Annotated in this window: 14 protein-coding genes, 2 rRNA genes and 1 riboswitch (1 of these 17 running past the window's edge); of the genes, 9 read left to right on the forward strand and 7 right to left on the reverse strand. The window is 65.5% G+C overall.

The window, feature by feature from the left end; genetic code table 11:
• From HWX55_RS00020 to HWX55_RS00030, 3 genes are all read left to right on the forward strand, one after another.
• Positions 1 to 1,341: ribosomal RNA gene (locus HWX55_RS00020) — 23S ribosomal RNA — on the forward strand (it extends 1,569 nt beyond the left edge of the window).
• 128 nt (positions 1,342 to 1,469) lie between these two features.
• Positions 1,470 to 1,582 (forward strand): 5S ribosomal RNA (gene rrf, locus HWX55_RS00025).
• Between the two features lie 561 nt (positions 1,583 to 2,143).
• The gene (locus HWX55_RS00030; protein ID WP_175972961.1) at positions 2,144 to 3,568 is read left to right on the forward strand and encodes a DHA2 family efflux MFS transporter permease subunit; all 1,425 of its coding nucleotides are present in this window, start codon (positions 2,144 to 2,146) and stop codon (positions 3,566 to 3,568) included.
• A 257-nt stretch (positions 3,569 to 3,825) separates the two neighbouring features.
• Here the strand turns inward: HWX55_RS00030 and HWX55_RS00035 are convergent, their stop codons facing one another.
• The 3 genes from HWX55_RS00035 to HWX55_RS00045 form a co-directional block, all read right to left on the reverse strand.
• Positions 3,826 to 4,587: a 2OG-Fe(II) oxygenase gene (locus HWX55_RS00035; RefSeq protein WP_175972963.1), complete on the reverse strand. Its 762-nt coding sequence runs from the start codon at positions 4,585 to 4,587 to the stop codon at positions 3,826 to 3,828.
• 282 nt (positions 4,588 to 4,869) lie between these two features.
• A complete protein-coding gene (locus tag HWX55_RS00040) occupies positions 4,870 to 6,462 on the reverse strand; it encodes an inorganic phosphate transporter (RefSeq protein ID WP_050016329.1) in 1,593 nt (530 codons plus the stop codon).
• A 165-nt stretch (positions 6,463 to 6,627) separates the two neighbouring features.
• Positions 6,628 to 7,218: a histidine phosphatase family protein gene (locus tag HWX55_RS00045; protein WP_175972965.1), complete on the reverse strand. Its 591-nt coding sequence runs from the start codon at positions 7,216 to 7,218 to the stop codon at positions 6,628 to 6,630.
• Between the two features lie 46 nt (positions 7,219 to 7,264).
• Positions 7,265 to 7,408, forward strand: a riboswitch (cobalamin riboswitch).
• A gap of 32 nt (positions 7,409 to 7,440) precedes the next feature.
• Between HWX55_RS00045 and HWX55_RS00050 the strand changes: the two genes are divergently transcribed.
• Both HWX55_RS00050 and HWX55_RS00055 read left to right on the forward strand, forming a co-directional pair.
• Positions 7,441 to 7,650: a CbtB-domain containing protein gene (locus HWX55_RS00050; protein WP_175972967.1), complete on the forward strand. Its 210-nt coding sequence runs from the start codon at positions 7,441 to 7,443 to the stop codon at positions 7,648 to 7,650.
• Between the two features lie 13 nt (positions 7,651 to 7,663).
• The gene (locus HWX55_RS00055; RefSeq protein WP_175972969.1) at positions 7,664 to 8,386 is read left to right on the forward strand and encodes a CbtA family protein; all 723 of its coding nucleotides are present in this window, start codon (positions 7,664 to 7,666) and stop codon (positions 8,384 to 8,386) included.
• Positions 8,387 to 8,408: 22 nt separating this feature from the next.
• Here HWX55_RS00055 and HWX55_RS00060 read toward each other — a convergent pair whose 3' ends face one another.
• Positions 8,409 to 9,317 carry a LysR family transcriptional regulator gene (locus tag HWX55_RS00060; protein WP_175972971.1) on the reverse strand — a complete coding sequence of 303 codons (909 nt, stop codon included), beginning with the start codon at positions 9,315 to 9,317 and terminating at the stop codon, positions 8,409 to 8,411.
• 127 nt (positions 9,318 to 9,444) lie between these two features.
• Between HWX55_RS00060 and metE the strand changes: the two genes are divergently transcribed.
• Positions 9,445 to 11,739, forward strand: coding sequence for a 5-methyltetrahydropteroyltriglutamate--homocysteine S-methyltransferase (gene metE, locus HWX55_RS00065; RefSeq protein ID WP_175972973.1), 2,295 nt, complete (start codon positions 9,445 to 9,447; stop codon positions 11,737 to 11,739).
• A gap of 159 nt (positions 11,740 to 11,898) precedes the next feature.
• Here metE and HWX55_RS00070 read toward each other — a convergent pair whose 3' ends face one another.
• Together HWX55_RS00070 and speB are read right to left on the reverse strand one after the other, a co-directional pair.
• Positions 11,899 to 13,245, reverse strand: coding sequence for an MFS transporter (locus HWX55_RS00070; protein WP_175972975.1), 1,347 nt, complete (start codon positions 13,243 to 13,245; stop codon positions 11,899 to 11,901).
• 61 nt (positions 13,246 to 13,306) lie between these two features.
• Positions 13,307 to 14,263, reverse strand: coding sequence for an agmatinase (gene speB / locus HWX55_RS00075; protein ID WP_050016317.1), 957 nt, complete (start codon positions 14,261 to 14,263; stop codon positions 13,307 to 13,309).
• A 134-nt stretch (positions 14,264 to 14,397) separates the two neighbouring features.
• On the opposite strand from speB, the gene HWX55_RS00080 reads away from it, so the two are divergent.
• Positions 14,398 to 15,315 carry a LysR family transcriptional regulator gene (locus HWX55_RS00080; protein WP_175972978.1) on the forward strand — a complete coding sequence of 306 codons (918 nt, stop codon included), beginning with the start codon at positions 14,398 to 14,400 and terminating at the stop codon, positions 15,313 to 15,315.
• A 63-nt stretch (positions 15,316 to 15,378) separates the two neighbouring features.
• Here HWX55_RS00080 and HWX55_RS00085 read toward each other — a convergent pair whose 3' ends face one another.
• On the reverse strand, positions 15,379 to 15,843 hold the full coding sequence (locus HWX55_RS00085) for an Lrp/AsnC family transcriptional regulator (RefSeq protein ID WP_175972980.1): 465 nt from the start codon (positions 15,841 to 15,843) through the stop codon (positions 15,379 to 15,381).
• 134 nt (positions 15,844 to 15,977) lie between these two features.
• Between HWX55_RS00085 and HWX55_RS00090 the strand changes: the two genes are divergently transcribed.
• Both HWX55_RS00090 and HWX55_RS00095 read left to right on the forward strand, forming a co-directional pair.
• Positions 15,978 to 16,598: a LysE family translocator gene (locus tag HWX55_RS00090; protein ID WP_175972982.1), complete on the forward strand. Its 621-nt coding sequence runs from the start codon at positions 15,978 to 15,980 to the stop codon at positions 16,596 to 16,598.
• Between the two features lie 277 nt (positions 16,599 to 16,875).
• Positions 16,876 to 18,465 carry a S53 family peptidase gene (locus tag HWX55_RS00095; RefSeq protein WP_175972984.1) on the forward strand — a complete coding sequence of 530 codons (1,590 nt, stop codon included), beginning with the start codon at positions 16,876 to 16,878 and terminating at the stop codon, positions 18,463 to 18,465.
• Positions 18,466 to 18,503: the final 38 nt, after the last annotated feature.

The following is an 18,503-nucleotide window of genomic DNA, read 5'->3' on the forward strand; positions in this document are numbered from 1 at the left end:
TGGAAGTGGTTCCAAGAAAAGCCTCTAAGCTTCAGTCTAACGATGACCGTACCGCAAACCGACACAGGTGGGCGAGATGAGTATTCTAAGGCGCTTGAGAGAACTCGGGAGAAGGAACTCGGCAAATTGGTACCGTAACTTCGGGATAAGGTACGCCCTTGTAGCTTGACTGGCCTGCGCCAGGAGGGTGAAGGGGTTGCAATAAACTGGTGGCTGCGACTGTTTAATAAAAACACAGCACTCTGCAAACACGAAAGTGGACGTATAGGGTGTGACGCCTGCCCGGTGCCGGAAGATTAAATGATGGGGTGCAAGCTCTTGATTGAAGTCCCGGTAAACGGCGGCCGTAACTATAACGGTCCTAAGGTAGCGAAATTCCTTGTCGGGTAAGTTCCGACCTGCACGAATGGCGTAACGATGGCCACACTGTCTCCTCCCGAGACTCAGCGAAGTTGAAGTGTTTGTGATGATGCAATCTACCCGCGGCTAGACGGAAAGACCCCATGAACCTTTACTGTAGCTTTGCATTGGACTTTGAACCGATCTGTGTAGGATAGGTGGGAGGCTATGAAACCGGAACGCTAGTTTCGGTGGAGCCGTCCTTGAAATACCACCCTGGTTTGTTTGAGGTTCTAACCTTGGCCCGTGATCCGGGTCGGGGACAGTGCATGGTAGGCAGTTTGACTGGGGCGGTCTCCTCCCAAAGCGTAACGGAGGAGTACGAAGGTACGCTAGGTACGGTCGGAAATCGTGCTGATAGTGCAATGGCATAAGCGTGCTTAACTGCGAGACCGACAAGTCGAGCAGGTGCGAAAGCAGGTCATAGTGATCCGGTGGTTCTGTATGGAAGGGCCATCGCTCAACGGATAAAAGGTACTCTGGGGATAACAGGCTGATACCGCCCAAGAGTTCATATCGACGGCGGTGTTTGGCACCTCGATGTCGGCTCATCTCATCCTGGGGCTGTAGCCGGTCCCAAGGGTATGGCTGTTCGCCATTTAAAGAGGTACGTGAGCTGGGTTTAAAACGTCGTGAGACAGTTTGGTCCCTATCTGCCGTGGGCGTTGGATATTTGAAGGGGGCTGCTCCTAGTACGAGAGGACCGGAGTGGACGAACCTCTGGTGTACCGGTTGTCACGCCAGTGGCATCGCCGGGTAGCTATGTTCGGAAGAGATAACCGCTGAAAGCATCTAAGCGGGAAACTCGCCTTAAGATGAGATATCCCTGGGGACTAGATCCCCTTGAAGGGTCGTTCGAGACCAGGACGTTGATAGGTCAGGTGTGTAAGCGCAGTAATGCGTTCAGCTAACTGATACTAATTGCCCGTAAGGCTTGATCCTATAACAAGTCTGTTTCGCGCTACAGAGCGCGTCGGACGGTTGGATTCTCGTGTGTGATACACACAACCTAATTACTGCTTCTTCCAAGATTGGTTCTGTTGGCCACGCCAGCAGAACAACCCTCTTTGCCTGATGACCATAGCGAGTCGGTCCCACCCCTTCCCATCCCGAACAGGACCGTGAAACGACTCTACGCCGATGATAGTGCGGATTCCCGTGTGAAAGTAGGTAATCGTCAGGCTCCCTAAGCCAGAAACCCCCGCCCGACCAGGCGGGGGTTTTTGCATTTCGGCGTCCCCAAAAGCATGTGGCGAAGCGTGACCGAGGCTACTCCGCTTTCCGCTTACGCAATCCATCGCAGCGCCGAGCTCTCATTCAGCGCTCTGCCGTTCTCGGGCACTCCGCGGTTGTGCCGTCTAATCTCTCGCCCCCTCCCGCCAACCAGACCCATCCATCTTCAGATCGATTCCGTCCCACGCCATACTTCGGGTGACGATGTTGTGATGGTCGATGATGCGCGATATTGAGCGACAATGATCGATAAATGCCGCTTTCTGGCGAAAAATATCCGCATCTGCGCGTTCCTCGAGGCACCGCGTCATGCACATTGCTCGGCGAACGCAGCGCGAAATCCTCACAAAAATCTATGCGCATAAAGTTCATTCGCGCGACGTGCGCAACATGCGCGGCAGAGCGGGGAGCTAACCCTTCGGGGTAATATCACCGTTCGTCCCGATTCCCGGGTGCTTGCCTGCATCCGCCGGCGATCGGCGCTTTTTGCATTCCGTCTCCCGCATCGTTCATGACTGACAGCCCTGCCCAAGGTGGTCGGACGACCGACTTCTTGCCGTATCTCGTCGCCGCGACGTTCTTCATGGAGTATCTCGACACGACCGTGATCGCGACCGCGCTACCGCAAATGGCGCGCTCGTTCGGCGTGGGGCCGAACGCACTGAGCCTCGGGATGACGGCCTACATGCTGGCGCTGGCGGTGTTCATTCCGATCAGCGGCTGGATCGCGGATCGCTATGGTTCGCGCACCGTCTTCGCGAGCGCGATCGTCGTCTTTACCGGTGCGTCGGTGCTGTGCGGGCTGTCCGAAGGCGTGATGTCGTTCACGGCTGCCCGGCTGCTGCAGGGTGTCGGCGGGGCGATGATGGTGCCGGTCGGGCGGATGATCGTCGTGCGCAGCACCGAGAAGGCGAAGCTGATGCGTGCGATCGCGACGATCACGTGGCCGGGCATCGTCGCGCCCGTCGTCGGGCCGCCGATCGGCGGCTTCATCACGACCTATGCATCGTGGCGATGGATCTTCCTGTTGAACGTCCCGTTCGGCCTGGCCGCGCTCGTTTGTACCTGGCTGATCGTCCGGAATACGCGGACCGACGAGCAACGGCCGCTCGACTGGGTCGGCTTCGTGCTGGCCGGCGGCGCCTTGACCTGCCTGCTGATCGGCACCGAAGCGGCCGGCCAGCAGGATGTCGACTTCACGCGCGCGGTTGTCCTGGTGGGCGCAAGCGTGTTGTTCGGCATCGCCGCATGGTTGCATGCGCGACGCTGCGCGCATCCGCTGCTCGATTTCACGACGCTGAAGGTGCCGACATTCTCGGTGACGGTCGTCACCGGCTCGATCACGCGGATGGCGATCAACGCCGTCCCGTACCTGCTGCCGCTGCTGTTCCAGATCGGTTTCGGGCTGTCGCCGTTCCAGTCAGGCCTGCTGCTGCTCGCGAGCGCGCTCGGCAATCTCGGGATGAAGGCGGGCACGTCGTGGATCCTCGACCGTTACGGTTTTCGGCGCGTTGCGCTCGTCGACGTGACGATCGTCGGCATCTTCACGATCGCATGCGGCTGGCTGACCGCGTCGACGCCGCTGGCGATCACGCTGCTCGTCGTATTCGTCTACGGGCTCACGCGGTCGATGCAGTTCACGACGCTTGCGACGCTGGCTTATGCGGATATCCCGGCTCAGCAGACGAGCGCGGCCAGCACGCTGTGGAGCGCCGCGCAGCAGATGACGATCGGGATGGGGATCGCGTTCGGTGCGTTGTCGCTGCGGCTCGCGGCATGGGGGCGCGGCGACGCGGCCGGCATGCATTACGTGCTCGACGATTTCCGCTGGGCGTTCGTCGCGGCCGGCGTGCTCGCGCTGCTGACGTTGCCGGGGTACGCACGGCTGGCGCTCGATGCCGGCGACCGGCTGCGGGCCAGCGTGGCGCGAGGATAGGCTGGACTGCAAATCATGTTGGCGGGGCGACAGGTGAGTAAGCGTGTTTCGTCGTGCTCACTGGAAGCGCTGATTCATTGCGACCGCGATCGCTTGACGGTCAGCGCAATCGGTCTTCGGTCGCCGCGGGCGAGCGGTGTTCTGGCCGGCCATGCTCGGTTGGACCGCTTTCCTCACGATGGCATGCGGTGCCGAGACGAGCATGAATGCAATGCGCAATACGTGGCGCGGCAGCAGCGCAGCTGTCCCCGCTCCCGCTACTGCGCGTCATGGAAGATGATGCCGACCGTGTGGCGATGGCCGCTTCGGATCCGGCTCACGCCGTGGCGCAGGTTGACGCGATAGACGCCGCGGGTTCCCTGCACGGGCCGACCGTGTACCGCGAAGATCACTGCGTCGCCTTGCGTCAGCGGCACCACTTCCGCACGCGACTGCATGCGTGGCCGCTGTTCCGTCAACACGAACTCCCCGCCACTGAAATCGCGGCCCGGCGCCGACAGCAGGATCGCGACCTGCAGCGGAAACACGTGCTCGCCATACAGGTCCTGATGGAGGCAGTTGTAGTCGTCGGCGCCGTATTGCAGGATCAGCGGCGTCGGTCGCGTCTGTCCCGCCGCGTGGCAGTGATCGAGGAACGTCGCATGGTCTTTCGGATAACGGATGTCGATCCCGAGTGCCTGGTTCCAGCGATTCGCGATCGGCGCGAGATGCGGGTAGATCGTCGTGCGCAACTCGGCGATGATCGCTGGCAGCGGATACGCGAAATACTTGTACTCGCCGCGGCCGAAGCCGTGTCGCGCCATCACGACACGTGAACGATAGAGCGCATCGCGGGGATAGAACGACGCGAGTGCATCGCACTCGCTTGCCGACATCAGGCCCGGCACGCGCGCGCAACCGTAGCGATCGAGCTCGGCATCGACGCCTGGCCAGTCGAGAGAGTCGACGCGTTGCGCGATGTCCGGCGGTTCGACGGCAGGGGGCAGATCGGCAATGTTCACGGGCGTACCTCGGGGCATCGGCGGTGTGGCGCCGTGCGGTCGCGCACGGTCGAATCCACGACGAAAGTTGACGAACCCAGTCTAGCGGCGTCCGGGCGCCGGCACGCTCCAGATCTTGCGCTTTAATTCCGGCGAGGAAACGGGGAAACGTTGAAGGCGCGGCATCGGCACACCGAATGTGGCGACGGGCCGGAGCGGCGAGGGAAGCGGAAAGGCGGAGAAGCGGAGCGGCAGCGAACGCCACATCCAACCTACCGCAGCAGGGAGCCGGCTATCGCCCGCCCCCCGCCGCGTACACGATCACGCCAGCGACCGGAACAACCAGTAAAGCCCAGCCGCCAGCGCGATCGACGCCGGCAGCGTCAGCACCCATGCGAGGACGAGGCTGCGCACCGTGCTCCATTGCAGCCCGGAGCCGTTCGCCGCCATCGTGCCCGCGACACCCGACGACAGCACGTGGGTCGTCGACACGGGCAGCCCGTACATGTCGGCGGCGCCGATCGTCAGCATCGCGACCAGTTCGGCCGATGCGCCCTGTCCGTACGTCAGATGCTGCTTGCCGATTTTTTCGCCGACGGTCACGACGATCCGCTTCCATCCGACCATCGTGCCGAGACCCAGCGCGATCGCGACGGCGACCTTCACCCACGTCGGAATGAACTTCGTCGCGTGGTCGAGCTGCTTGCGATAGTTGTCGATCGCGAGCTTGTCGTCGGCGGCGAACGCGGGCTGGCCCGACTTCTCCATCAGACGAATGGCTTCGGACACCAGATACATCGTGTTGCGCACGTTGTCGACGTCGCGCTGCGGCACGGCCGCCATCGAGCCCGACGCGCCGACGGCGGTCGCAAGCGACGTGGACAACTGCGCGACGGCCGGCAGCACGGCGGGCGTCAGTTCGCGATGCTGCACGTAGTGCTCGACATCGGCGCGCGGGTTCGCGGACGGCGCGACGCCGTTCGTGTATTTCCCGAACGTCGCGGCCGCCTGGTTCGCGACCGCCACGAAGGTCTGCGATTCGGCGGGCGTGACGGCCTTGTTCAGCGCATACGCGGTGGGCACCGTGCCGATCAGGATCAGCATGATGAGGCCCATCCCTTTCTGTCCGTCGTTCGACCCGTGTGCGAACGACACGCCGGTGCAGGTGAGGATCAGCAGGCAGCGAATCCAGAACGGCGGCGGCTGATCCTTCGGCGGCTCCTTGTACAACTCAGGAATCCGCACGGCGGCCTTCAGCACGAGCAGCAGCAGCGACGCACACAGGAAGCCGACGATCGGCGACAGCAGCAGCGACTTGCCGACGCCGAGCGCCTGGCCCCAGTCGACGCCGCTCGTGCCGGACGGCCCGTGCAGCAGCTGGTTCATCAGCCCGACGCCGATGATCGACCCGATCAGCGTATGCGAGCTCGACGACGGCAACCCGAAATACCAGGTCGCGAGGTTCCAGACGATCGCGGCGATCAGCAGCGCGAACACCATCGCGAAGCCCGAGCCGCTGCCGACCTGCAGGATCAGCTCGACCGGCAGCAACTGCAGGATCCCGAACGCGACGGCGCCGCTCGAGACCATCACGCCGAGGAAGTTCCACATGCCCGACCAGATCACCGCGACGTTCGGCGTCAGCGAGTGCGTATAGATCACGGTCGCGACCGCATTCGCGGTGTCGTGGAAGCCGTTGACGAATTCGAAGCCGAGCGCGATCAGCAGCGCGGCACCGAGCAGCAGGTACGGGAACAGCGTCCCTTCGCGGACCGGCGCCAGATCGTCGATCAGGTGCGTGGCGATATAGACGGCGCCGAGCACGAGCACCAGCAGGAACGCGGCATAGCCGATCTGCCGGGTGCGTGCGACGGAGCCCGGATTGTTCGGGGCGGATGAAGCAGGTTGATTCATGACGGCATCTCGTGAGGGAACCGCGTCCGATCCTAGCTGCGGCTAGCAGTCAGTTTGATGACAGTCGGGATGACGAACGGTGTGTCTTACGGGATGTAAGGCGAGCGGTGACATGCGACGCGTCGGCGCGCATCGTTCGCTCACATAGTGAGCAGGACAGTGAGTTTACGCGCCGGTGTCGCGCACGTTGGCGGCCGTCGCGGCCAACGTCCAGCCGCTCGGCGACGCGACGAACGTCGTGCACGACAGCGGCGCGACGTCGACACGCGCGGCGGCCTCGAGGCTCATCCGCCGCACGTGCGCGATGGCCGCGCGGACGATCGGCGCATGCGTGATCGCGACGACATCGCGATCGGTCGGCAGCGTACTCAACCATGTGCCGACCCGATGCGCGGCGGCGTCGAACGATTCGCCGCGATGCGGCGACGCGGACGGCGTGCCGATCCACGCGGCCAGTTGGTCGGGCAGGTCGCGGGCGAGATCGTGCAGCCGCTTGCCGCGCCAATTGCCGTAGTCGATGTCGCGCAGCGCGTCGTCGATGTCGGCGTGCAGCCCGAGCGCATCGGCGGTCTGCGTTGCGCAGCGTGCCGGGCTGCACAGCACGAGCGAGCCGGCAGCGCCCGTCAACCGGCCGCGCAGCGCAGCGGCTTCGGCGAGCCCGTGCGCGTCGAGCAGGTCGTCGTCGGGAAACGTGCCGGTGCGCATCGCGCGGGTCGATGCGTGTGCGATCAGGCAGAGCGAGGCAGGTTTGGTCATGTCGGTTGTCGGATGATCCGGAGCGGGACGCGCTTACCCGTGTGTCATCGCTTCAATACGCGAACGTTCGCGCGTACAATTCGCCCGATACGAAGCGCGGAAGCCGGTGCAATTCCGGCGCGGTCGCGCCACTGTAACCGGGGAATCGACGATCCCGGAAGCCAGACCTGCCTTCGTACCCATCCATCATTTGTCGGGGCGCGATTCCCCTGAGGTGCATTCATGAGCGAAGCAGTGCTGAAGTCGGCCGTCGTGCCGGCACCCATCCCCGTCCGTGAGCTGTTGCCGTGGGCCGTGTTCGTCGGCCTGATCCTGCTGCTCGCGCTGTATTTCGTCGGTGCGGAACAGGGCGCGACGTCGCTCGTGCCGGGCATGTATGTCCACGAATTCGTCCACGACGGCCGCCATCTGCTCGGCTTTCCCTGCCACTGACGCGGAGCCTACGATGGTCGGAAAGCTGCTCATGCGCGGGATGCTCGCAGGCATCGCCGCGGGCCTCCTGACGTTCGGTTTCGCCAGGATCGTCGGCGAACCGCAAGTCGATCAGGCGATCTCCGTCGAAGAAAAAACCGCCGCCGCTCAAGGTGAGGCGCCGGAACCCGAGCTGGTCAGCCGCCACACGCAGGCCGGCCTCGGGCTGCTGACGGGCGTCGTGACCTACGGCGCGGCATTCGGCGGGCTGTTCTCGCTGGTGTTCGCGTATGCATACGGACGCGGCAGTCGCCTGCCGGCACGGCCGCTGGCCGCGTGGCTCGCGGTGGCGGCGTTCGTCGCGCTCGTGATCGTGCCGAACCTCAAGTACCCGGCCAATCCGCCGTCGGTCGGCGACCCCGACACGATCGGCTATCGCACGGGGCTGTTCTTCCTGATGATCGCGATCTCGGTCGCGACGATGGTGTTCTCGGTCAGCGTGCGCCGCCATCTGCTGGCGAAGCTCGGCCCGTGGAACGCATCGATCGTCGCCGGGCTCGTGTTCGTCGCGATCATCGCGGCCGTGCAGATCGGGCTGCCGTCGGTCAGCGAGTTGCCCGCCGATTTCCCGGCGGCCTTGCTGTGGAAGTTCCGCGTGGCGGCCATCGGCATGCAGGTGATCATGTGGACGACGATCGGCCTGCTGTTCGGCGCGTGGGTCGAGCGCGGCGAACGCGCCGGCCTGCGCGCCGCCTGATGCGGGGGGCAACCGCACGCGCTTAGCGCAGCATGCGCGGCGCGCTCCACGTCGATTCGCGCGTCAGCGCGACGAACGCGGCCAGATAGTCGATCGCTGCGTCCGCTTCGCGGATGCCGAGGAAGATCTGCTTCGCGATGCCGTTCTTGCCGAGCTTGACCGGCACGACCGGCATCCGGTCCGCGTATTCGTCGGCGAGCCATCGCGGCAGCGCGGCCACGCCGCGCCCGCTCGCGACCATCTGCAACATGATGTCGGTCGTCTCGATCGACTTGTGCCGCCGCGGCACGATGCCGGCCGGCGTCAGGAACTGGTTGTAGATGTCGAGCCGGTCGGTTTCGACCGGGTACGTGATCAGGATCTCGTCGGTCAGTTGCTCGGGCATCACGTAGTCGACGTTCGCGAACCGGTGCGAATCCGCGACCACCAGCACCTGTTCGTAGTCGAACACCGGATCGAAGCGCAGCCCCGGCTTGTTCAGCGGATCGGGCGTCACGAGCACGTCGATGTCGTAGCCGAACAGCGCGCCGATGCCGCCGAACTGGAAGCGCTGCTTCACGTCCACGTCGACGTCGGGCCAGCGCGACAGGTACGGCGACACGACCTTCAGCAGCCACTGGTAGCACGGGTGGCACTCCATCCCGATGCGCAGCGTGCCGCGCTCGCCCTTCGCGTACTGCTTCATCCGCTCCTCGGCGAGCTCGAACTGCGGCAGCAGCCGGTTCGCCAGCTTCAGCAGATAGTGCCCGCCCTGCGTGAGCCGCAGGCCGCGACCTTCGCGGTCCCAGATCGCCGTGCCGAGCTGCTGCTCGACTTTCCTGACGGTGTGGCTGAGCGCCGATTGCGTGAGGTGCAGCGCATTGGCCGCCGCGGTCAGCGAGCCCTGGCGCTCGACTTCACGTATGACGACGAGATGGAATCGTTCCAGCATGGATTGCGTGCATCGGGCAGATGCATGAAAAATGTTAATGGATTAATGAAATAATGCCATTTTATTTCATGGTTTGAAATCCCTATGATGGCTGCCGGATCTACACTTTCTTCTGGACGGCAGCTTCATGGTCACGACACACAACCTCGGTTTTCCGCGCATCGGCGCGAAGCGCGAACTCAAGTTCGGTCTCGAACGCTACTGGAAGGGCGAATCGTCGCGCGACGAACTGAAGGCGCTTGGCGCCGAGTTGCGCCGGCGTCATTGGCACGACCAGCGCGATCTCGATCTCGCGCCGATCGGCGACTTCGGGTTCTACGACCAGGTGCTCGACATGAGCTTCACGCTCGGCAACCTGCCGAAGCGCGTGCAGGATTTCCACGGCGATGCGCTCGACAATTATTTCCGCGTCGCACGCGGCCGTTCGGCGCAGTCGACGGAGGAGCACGCCGCGTGCTGCGGCGGGGTCGCGGCCGGTGAAATGACGAAGTGGTTCGATACGAACTACCACTACATCGTGCCGGAGTTCCATGCGGACACGAATTTCTCGCTCGATCCGTCGCGCCTGCTCCAGCAACTCGCCGAAGCGACCGCGCAGGGCGTGAATGCGAAACCGGTGATTCTCGGCCCCGTCACGTACCTGTGGCTCGGCAAGGCGAAGGACGATTCCGACCGCCTCGCGCTGCTGCCGAAGCTGCTGCCGGTGTACGGCGCGCTGCTCGACACGCTGACCGCGCAGGGTGTCGAATGGGTGCAGATCGACGAACCGATTCTCGTGACCGAGCTCGATGCCGAATGGCGCCAGGCATTCCGCATCGCGTATGAGGCGCTGGAAACGCGCCGCATCAAGCTGCTGCTCGCCACGTACTTCGGCCAGCTTCAGGACAACCTGACGCTCGCGGCGTCGCTGCCGGTCGACGGTCTGCATATCGACGCGATCAACGCAAGCGACGAAGTCGACGCGCTGGTGCGCGAACTGCCGCCGGAGCGCGTGCTGTCGGTCGGCGCGATCAATGGCCGCAACATCTGGAAGACCGACCTGAACGCCGCGCTCGACTGGCTCGAGCCGCTCGCGAAGCAACTGGGCGACCGGCTGTGGCTCGCGCCGTCATGCTCGCTGTTGCACGTGCCGGTCGATCTCGCGAGGGAAGAGAAGCTCGACGCGGAAATCCGCTCGTGGCTCGCGTTCGCGCTGCAGAAGCTCGACGAGCTGAAGGTGCTTGCGACCGCACTGAACGAAGGCCGCGACAAGGTGGCCGACGCGCTCGCCGCGAATGCCGCCGCGATCGATTCGCGGCGCCGCTCGCCGCGCGTGAACAACCCGGCGGTGAAGGCCGCGCTCGCGCGCATCGACGCGCCGCTCGGCAACCGCGCGAGCCCGTATACGCAGCGTGCATCGAAGCAGTCGGCGCGCCTGAACCTGCCGGCGTTCCCGACGACGACGATCGGCTCGTTCCCGCAGACCGCCGACATCCGCCAGGCGCGCAGCCGGTTCAAGGCCGGCGCGCTGGACGAAGCCGGCTATCGCGCGGCGATGCAGGCCGAGATCGAACGCAGCGTGCGCGAACAGGAATCGCTCGAACTCGACGTGCTCGTGCATGGCGAAGCCGAGCGCAACGACATGGTCGAATACTTCGGCGAGCAACTCGACGGCTATGCGTTCAGCCAGTTCGGCTGGGTGCAGTCGTACGGTTCGCGCTGCGTGAAGCCGCCGATCCTGTTCGGCGACATCAGCCGCCCGAAGGCGATGACGGTCGAATGGATCGCCTATGCGCAGTCGCTGACGGACAAGCCGATGAAGGGCATGCTGACCGGCCCGGTGACGATCCTGAACTGGTCGTTCGTGCGCGACGACCAGCCGCGCTCGGTGTCGTGCTACCAGCTTGCGCTGGCGATTCGCGACGAAGTGCTCGATCTCGAGAAGGCCGGCGTGCGCGTGATCCAGATCGACGAAGCCGCGCTGCGCGAAGGGCTGCCGTTGCGCCGCGCGCAATGGAGCGACTACCTGAAGTGGGCGGTCGAGTCGTTCCGCATCACCGCGAACGGCGTGCAGGACGATACGCAGATCCACACGCACATGTGCTATTCGGAGTTCAACGACATCATCGCGTCGATCGCCGACATGGACGCGGACGTGATCACGATCGAGACGTCGCGCTCCGACATGGAGTTGCTCGATGCGTTCGACACCTTCAAGTATCCGAATGAAATCGGGCCGGGCGTGTACGACATTCACTCGCCGAACATCCCGACGCAGGATCATATCGTCGGGCTGATGAGGAAGGCGGCCGAGCGGATTCCGGCGGAACGTCTGTGGGTGAACCCGGACTGCGGGCTGAAGACGCGTCAGTGGGCGGAAGTGATTCCGGCGCTGACGAACATGGTTGCCGCGGCGAAGACGTTGCGTAGCCAGGTGCGGTAACCACGCAGCGAATGCAGGGCGGTAGCGGTCGCCGATCGTCGATCATCGATCGGGCGGCAAAGAAAACGACCCGCGAAAGCGGGTCGTTTTACGTCATGCATGCATGTGCGACAGGCGCTACGCGTCGAGCGCTACGCGCTACGCGCTACGCGCTACGCGCTACGCGGTGCGCGGTGCGCGGTGCGCGGTGCGCGTGCCGCGCGGCAGCGCGTCGTCCGTCTTGCCGGGCGCACCCGCATCATCGATGCTGACGCGGCGCGAGATCAACCACACGCACAGCGACGACAGCACGGCGGCGCTCGTGTACTGGAGCGCGAGCGGCCACCATTGCGGCGCGGTGTTCTGCGCGATGATGGTCGCGACGAGCGGCGTGAGGCCGCCGGCGAGCGCGCCGCACACCTGGTACGCGATCGAGATTGCCGTATAGCGGATCCGCGCGACGAAGATGCCGCTGACGAAGCCTGCTACCACCGAGTAGTAGCCCGATTCCGCGAGCGTCGCGAGGCCGACGCCGACCGTGATCGACACCGGCGTGCCCAGGTGCACGAGCGGCAGCATCACGAACGGGACGATCATCGCCCAGGCGCCGGTGATCAGCAGTACGCGCGTGGTGCCGAAGCGCTGCGCGAGGAACGCGGCCGCGAGCTGCACGACGAACTGCAGCACCGCGACGATCGTCATGCAATGCAGCACCATCGACCGGTCGAGCGACAGGAACTGCGTCGCGTAGCTGATCATGAAGATGTTGCTGAAATACACGCCGGCGATCCCGTACACGTTCGCGCCGATCGCGAGCAGCAGCAGCGGCCAGACCTTGAGCGCCTCGCGCAGCGGTTTTTGCGCGATGTTGCCGCTCTTCCTGACTTCCTCGAACTCGGGCGATTCCGACACGCTCGCCCGGATCACGAAGCCGACGATCAGCAGCACGGAGCTCGCGAGGAACGGCACGCGCCAGCCCCAGCTCATCATGTCGTCCTTCGACAGCGTGCTGATCGCGCCGAACGCGAGCATTGACAGGATCAGGCCGCTCGCGCTGCCCAACTGCGCGAACGACGCGAAGAACGTGCGCTTGCCTTCGGGCGCATGCTCGCCGGCCAGCAGCACCGCGCCGCCCCATTCACCGCCGACCGCGATGCCTTGCAGCACGCGCATCAGCACGAGCAGGATCGGTGCGATCACGCCGGCTTGCGCATGCGTGGGCAGCAGGCCGATCGCGACCGTCGACACGGCCATCAGCATCAGCGTCGCGAGCAGCGACCGCTTGCGGCCGAAGCGGTCGCCGAGATAGCCGAACATCACGCCGCCGAGCGGCCGCGCGAAGAAGCCGACCGCGAACGAGCCGAACGACGCGAGCAGGCTGATGAAACGGTTTTCGCCGGGAAAGAACAGCGGCCCGAACACGATGGCGGCGGCGGTCGCATAACTATAGAAGTCGTACCACTCGATCGTGGTGCCGACGAACGAAGCGAGCGCCGCCCGCTTCGGTTGCTTGACGGAAGTCCCCATGTTTATGTGTGCTCCTCTGGAATCCTCTGATTTGGAATAGGTCGTGTAGCGGGATCGGTCGTCAGTCGCGATACGCGACGCCCGGCAGCACGCACAGCAGCTCGTACGCGAGGTTCGCGCCGAGCAGCGCGGTGGTGCCGAACGGGTCGTACGGCGGCGCGACTTCGACGAGATCGCAGCCGACGATGTTCAGCCCCTTCGCGCCGCGGATGATCTCGAGCGCCTGCGGCACCGTGAGGCCCGCGATTTCCGGCGTGCCGGTGCCCGGCGCGTAGGCCGGGTCGATGCCGTCGATGTCGAACGTGATGTAGACGGGCGTGTCGCCGATGCGCGCACGCACTTCTTCCATCAGCGGCGCGAGCGACTTGTTCCAGCATTCCTCGGCCTGGACCACGCGGAAGCCCTGCTCGCGGCACCAGTCGAAATCCTCGGCCGCGTAGCCGGTGCCGCGCAGGCCGATCTGCGTGACCTTGTCGCCGTGCAGCAGCCCTTCCTCGACCGCGCGGCGGAACGGCGTGCCGTGCGCGATCTTTTCGCCCATCATCGTGTCGTTCACGTCGGCGTGTGCATCGACGTGGATCAATGCAACCTTGCCGTGCTTGCGGTGGATCGCGCGCAGGATCGGCAGCGCGATCGTGTGGTCGCCGCCGAGCGTGATCGGCTTGCAGTCGTGCTCGAGAATCGCGTCGTACGCGGCTTCGATGCGGGCGATCGAATCGTGCAGGTTGTACGGGTTGATCGCGACGTCGCCGATATCGGCGATCTGCAGCGAATCGAACGGCGCCGCGCGCGTGGCCATGTTGTACGGGCGCAGCAGCACCGATTCGGTGCGGATCTGGCGCGGGCCGAAGCGCGCGCCGGTGCGGTTGGACGTGCCGAGATCGAACGGCACGCCGACGAAACAGGCGTCGAGGCCTTCGGCGCTCGACACGTGCGGCAGGCGCATCATCGTCGCGATGCCGCCGGAGCGCGGCATTTCATTGCCGCCGAGCGGCTGGAAATGGATGGGGTCGTTCATGGGGTCGTCTCTTCCGGTATGGGGGTGCCGTATCATGCGACGCGGCCTGGCGCACAGTTTTACGCGCTCTGCCGGGAAAGAAGAATGCGAAGATATCGACGTAAACATCGATCTTCATCGATGTATGGAAGGGGATGAACGTGCTGGGGAATCTGTCGACCCTCGATCTACGGTTGATCCGCGTGTTTCTCGCGGTCACGGACGCGGGCGGCGTGTCGGCCGCGCAGGCGATGCTGAACGTCGGCCAGTCGACGATCAGCGCGCAGCTGTCGTCGCTCGAGACGCGGCTCGGCTACCGGCTCTGCGAGCGCGGCCGCAGCGGCTTCCGGCTCACGCCGAAGGGCGAGCGGTTCCACGCGATGAGCCGCAAGCTGCTCGCGGCGCTCGACGAATTCGGGATGGCCGCGCGGCACATGGACCGCCAGCTGGTCGGCACGCTGAACATCGGCCTGATCGGCCATACGCCGGTCAGCCAGAACGCGCGGATCGCCGAGGCGATCGCCGCGTTCCGCACGCGCGACGAGGCCGTGCGCTTCTCGATTTCGGTGCGCGCGCCCGGCGATCTCGAGGAAAAGCTGCTGAGCAACGAGATCCAGATCGCGGTCGGCTATTTCTGGCATCGCGTGCCGACGCTGCACTACACGCCGCTGTTCATCGAGCGGCAGGTCGCGTACTGCGGCCGCGGCCATCCGCTGTTCGAACGCGCCGGCACGCTGACGCCGGCCGACGTCGCCGGCTTCGAGTGGGCCTGGCGCTCGTATCCGCTGCCGGAGGCGCAGATGTCGACGACGCCGGACCGCGTGACCGCGACCGCCGACAACATGGAGGCCGTCGCGCTGCTGATCCTGTCCGGTCATCACCTCGGCTACCTGCCGCAGCACTTCGCGGCGCCGTATGTCGCGCAGGGGCTGCTCGCGCCGCTCAATCCCGAGCAGCTGCACTATGAAGTCACGTTCCACATGGTCGTGGCGCGCGACGGGCGCGGCGATCCGGTCGTCGAAGCGTTTCTCGAGGATCTCGAACGCGCGCATCAGTCGCCCGACGTGGTGTGACGCCGGCGCGGCCGACAATGTGAACAAGCGTTGCGCGCGGGCGGCTTGTCGGCCCGGCGTGCGTCACGGCAGCGGCAACCCGGCGTCGTGCTTCACCTCGCGCAACGACAGCGCCGATTCGATCGACGTCACGCCCGGCAGCATCCGCAGCGAATCGCGCAGGAACGTGCCGTAGTCGTCGAGGTCGCGCGCGACCACCTGCAGCAGGTAATCGGCCGTGCCCGCGACGTTGTGGCACGCGAGGATCCGCTCGATGCCGAGCACTTCCCGTTCGAACCGGTCGGCGACCTTGCGGTCGTGCGTCGCGAACCGCACGAGCACGAACGCGACCACGCCGAAGCCCAACGCCTGGCGTGACAGCTGCGCGCGATAGCGCTCGATGTAGCCGTCGTTTTCCAGACGTTTCAGGCGCCGCGCGCACGGCGTCTCCGAGAGGCCGACGGATTCGGCGAGCCGTGCGATCGGCAGGCGGCCGTCGCGTTGCACCGCGGCGAGGATTGCGCGGTCGGTTTTGTCGAGCTCGGTCATGTTGGTGGAATCCTTTTTGCGATTTCGTGATTGTGGCGGATTCCCCTATGAATCGCCATTCCTGAGCCAAAGTTGGCCAATAATCCCTCCGCCTTCAACGGCAACATATCGTCATTGAAGGACGGGGGCAGACCATGATTTCCACGCATTTGCTGTTGATTTATCTCGCCGCGCTGGCGGCCATTTACGCGGTGCCCGGGCCCGACATGGCGCTCGTGCTGCAGACCAGCATCGGCCGCGGCGTGCGGCCGGGGATGGCCGCGGCGGCCGGCCTGTCGCTCGCGCGCACCGCGCACGTGACGCTGTCGGCGTGCGGTGTCGCGGCGCTGATCCGCAGCGCGCCCTGGTTGTACGAGGTGATCCGCTACTGCGGCGCGTGCTATCTCGCGTATGTCGCGATCCAGGTGTTCCGCTCGCCGGTGTTCGCGCTCGGCGACGGCGACGCGGCGGCGGGCGAGTTGCGGCAATCGTTCGTGAAGGGGCTGCTGACCAACCTGCTGAACCCGAAGGCGCTGCTGTTCTGCTCGGTGCTGCTGCCGCAGTTCGTGCGGCCCGAGGCCGGGCCGGTCGTCTGGCAGATGTTCGCGCTCGGCGCGCTGCTGGTGGCGGCCGGCGTGTGCTTCGACCTCGCGTGCGTGTTCGGCGCGTCGCGCATCGCGGCGTGGATGCGCGCGCATCCGCTCGCGCAGACGGTGCAGCGCTGGACCTTTTCCGCTGCATTGATCGGCTTTGCGCTGCGGTTGTCGATGGACTGAGACCGAGCGCCGCCGCATGGCCGCCGCGCGGGTAGGCAGGCCGTGCGGGCGCGCCATGCGCGAATCGACACAGGCCGCGCGCGATGCCGGCCTTCGCGCGCACGCTTGCCGCAGAAGGGTGTGCGCGCAAATCGTCTGACTGTTCTAAACTTCCTCTACCTTCGCGCCGTCGCAAACGCGCCGTCGCGAATCGACTGACCGAACGGAACCGTCTTCCGCGGGCTATGTCCGATTTCCTGGCTGTTCCGTGCAACGCGGTACCAAGGAGGGTCTGAACATGGCAAGGCATCTTCAAGCCGACCGTGAACCCCGTATCGTCGCCGAGTCCAAATGTCTCGGCCAGTGCGATCCGGCAGAACGCATCCACGTCACGATCATGTTGCGGCGGCAGGAAGAAGGGCAACTCGATGCATTGGTCCACCAGCTCGCCAGCGGCGACGCCGGCGCGAAACCGCTGTCGCGCGACGCATTCGCGCAGCGTTTCTCCGCCAATCCCGACGACATCCGCAAGACCGAGGACTTCGCGCACCGTCACCAACTAACGGTTGATCGTGTCGACCCGGTCGAAAGCGTCGTCGTGGTGTCCGGCACGATCGCGCAGTTCGAAGCCGCCTTCAGCGTGAAGCTCGAGCGTTTCGAGCATCGGGCGATCGGCCAGTATCGCGGCCGCTCGGGGCCGATCGCGCTGCCCGACGAGCTCGGCGATGCGGTGACGGCCGTGCTCGGCCTCGACAGCCGGCCGCAGGCGCGGCCGCATTTTCGGATCCGCCCGCCGTTCAGGCCGGCGCGCGGCGCCACGGCCGTGACGTTTACGCCGCCGCAGCTCGCTTCGCTATACGGTTTCCCTACCGGCGACGGCGCCGGGCAATGCATCGCGATCATCGAACTCGGCGGCGGCTATCGCGCGGCCGACATCCAGCAGTACTTCCGCGGGCTCGGGATCACGACGCCGCCGACGCTCGTCGACGTGAACGTCGGCACCGGCCGCAACGCACCGACCGGCGAGCCGAACGGCCCGGACGGCGAAGTCGCGCTCGACATCGAGATCGCCGGCGCGATCGCCCCGGCCGCGAAGATCGCCGTCTACTTCGCGCCGAACAGCGACGCGGGCTTCATCCAGGCCGTCAACGCGGCCGTCACCGACAAGACCAATCGGCCTTCCGTGATCTCGATCAGCTGGGGCGGCCCGGAAGCGATCTGGCAGGCGCAATCCGCCCATGCGTTCAACCGCGTGCTGCAGGCGGCCGCCGCGCAGGGCATCACCGTCTGCGCGGCATCGGGCGACAGCGGCTCGGGCGACGGGCTGCAGGATGGCGCCGATCACGTCGATTTCCCCGCGTCGAGCCCGTACGTGCTCGGCTGCGGCGGCACGCAGCTCGACGCGCTGCCCGGGCAGGGCATTCGCAGCGAGGTTACGTGGAACGACGAGGCCTCCGGCGGCGGGGCGGGCGGCGGCGGCGTCAGTTCGCTGTTCGACCTGCCGGCATGGCAGCAGGGGCTGAAGGTCGCGCGCGCCGACGGCACCACCACGCCGCTCGCAAAGCGCGGCGTGCCGGACGTGGCCGGCGACGCGTCGCCGCAGACGGGTTACGAAGTGTCGGTCGCCGGCACGCCTTCGGTGATGGGCGGCACGAGCGCGGTCGCACCGCTGTGGGCCGCGCTGATCGCGCGGATCAATGCGGCGGCCGGCGCGCCGGCCGGCTGGATCAATCCGGTGCTGTACAAGCATCCGGGCGCGCTGCGCGACATCACGAAAGGATCGAACGGCACGTATGCGGCCGCGTCCGGCTGGGACGCGTGCACGGGCCTCGGCAGCCCGAACGGTGCGCAACTCGCCGCGATCCTCGCGCGCAAGCCGGCGAGCTGACGCGCCGGCGCACGCCTTTCCGTTCGACGCGGGTGGTC

Origin of the sequence: Burkholderia sp. BCC1047 (genome assembly GCF_902833155.1) — a bacterium.
Taxonomy (GTDB): domain Bacteria; phylum Pseudomonadota; class Gammaproteobacteria; order Burkholderiales; family Burkholderiaceae; genus Burkholderia; species Burkholderia sola.

Excerpts from the sequence above, each read along its gene's own strand:
- HWX55_RS00060 (WP_175972971.1), bottom strand. The coding sequence starts at position 9,317 with ATGCTGGAACGATTCCATCTCGTCGTCATACGTGAAGTCGAGCGCCAG.
- HWX55_RS00085 (WP_175972980.1), bottom strand. The coding sequence starts at position 15,843 with ATGACCGAGCTCGACAAAACCGACCGCGCAATCCTCGCCGCGGTGCAA.
- HWX55_RS00040 (WP_050016329.1), bottom strand. The coding sequence starts at position 6,462 with ATGAATCAACCTGCTTCATCCGCCCCGAACAATCCGGGCTCCGTCGCA.
- metE (WP_175972973.1), top strand. The coding sequence starts at position 9,445 with ATGGTCACGACACACAACCTCGGTTTTCCGCGCATCGGCGCGAAGCGC.
- HWX55_RS00050 (WP_175972967.1), top strand. The coding sequence starts at position 7,441 with ATGAGCGAAGCAGTGCTGAAGTCGGCCGTCGTGCCGGCACCCATCCCC.
- HWX55_RS00095 (WP_175972984.1), top strand. The coding sequence starts at position 16,876 with ATGGCAAGGCATCTTCAAGCCGACCGTGAACCCCGTATCGTCGCCGAG.
- HWX55_RS00035 (WP_175972963.1), bottom strand. The coding sequence starts at position 4,587 with ATGCCCCGAGGTACGCCCGTGAACATTGCCGATCTGCCCCCTGCCGTC.
- speB (WP_050016317.1), bottom strand. The coding sequence starts at position 14,263 with ATGAACGACCCCATCCATTTCCAGCCGCTCGGCGGCAATGAAATGCCG.
- HWX55_RS00055 (WP_175972969.1), top strand. The coding sequence starts at position 7,664 with ATGGTCGGAAAGCTGCTCATGCGCGGGATGCTCGCAGGCATCGCCGCG.
- HWX55_RS00030 (WP_175972961.1), top strand. The coding sequence starts at position 2,144 with ATGACTGACAGCCCTGCCCAAGGTGGTCGGACGACCGACTTCTTGCCG.
- HWX55_RS00080 (WP_175972978.1), top strand. The coding sequence starts at position 14,398 with ATGAACGTGCTGGGGAATCTGTCGACCCTCGATCTACGGTTGATCCGC.
- HWX55_RS00090 (WP_175972982.1), top strand. The coding sequence starts at position 15,978 with ATGATTTCCACGCATTTGCTGTTGATTTATCTCGCCGCGCTGGCGGCC.
- HWX55_RS00070 (WP_175972975.1), bottom strand. The coding sequence starts at position 13,245 with ATGGGGACTTCCGTCAAGCAACCGAAGCGGGCGGCGCTCGCTTCGTTC.
- HWX55_RS00045 (WP_175972965.1), bottom strand. The coding sequence starts at position 7,218 with ATGACCAAACCTGCCTCGCTCTGCCTGATCGCACACGCATCGACCCGC.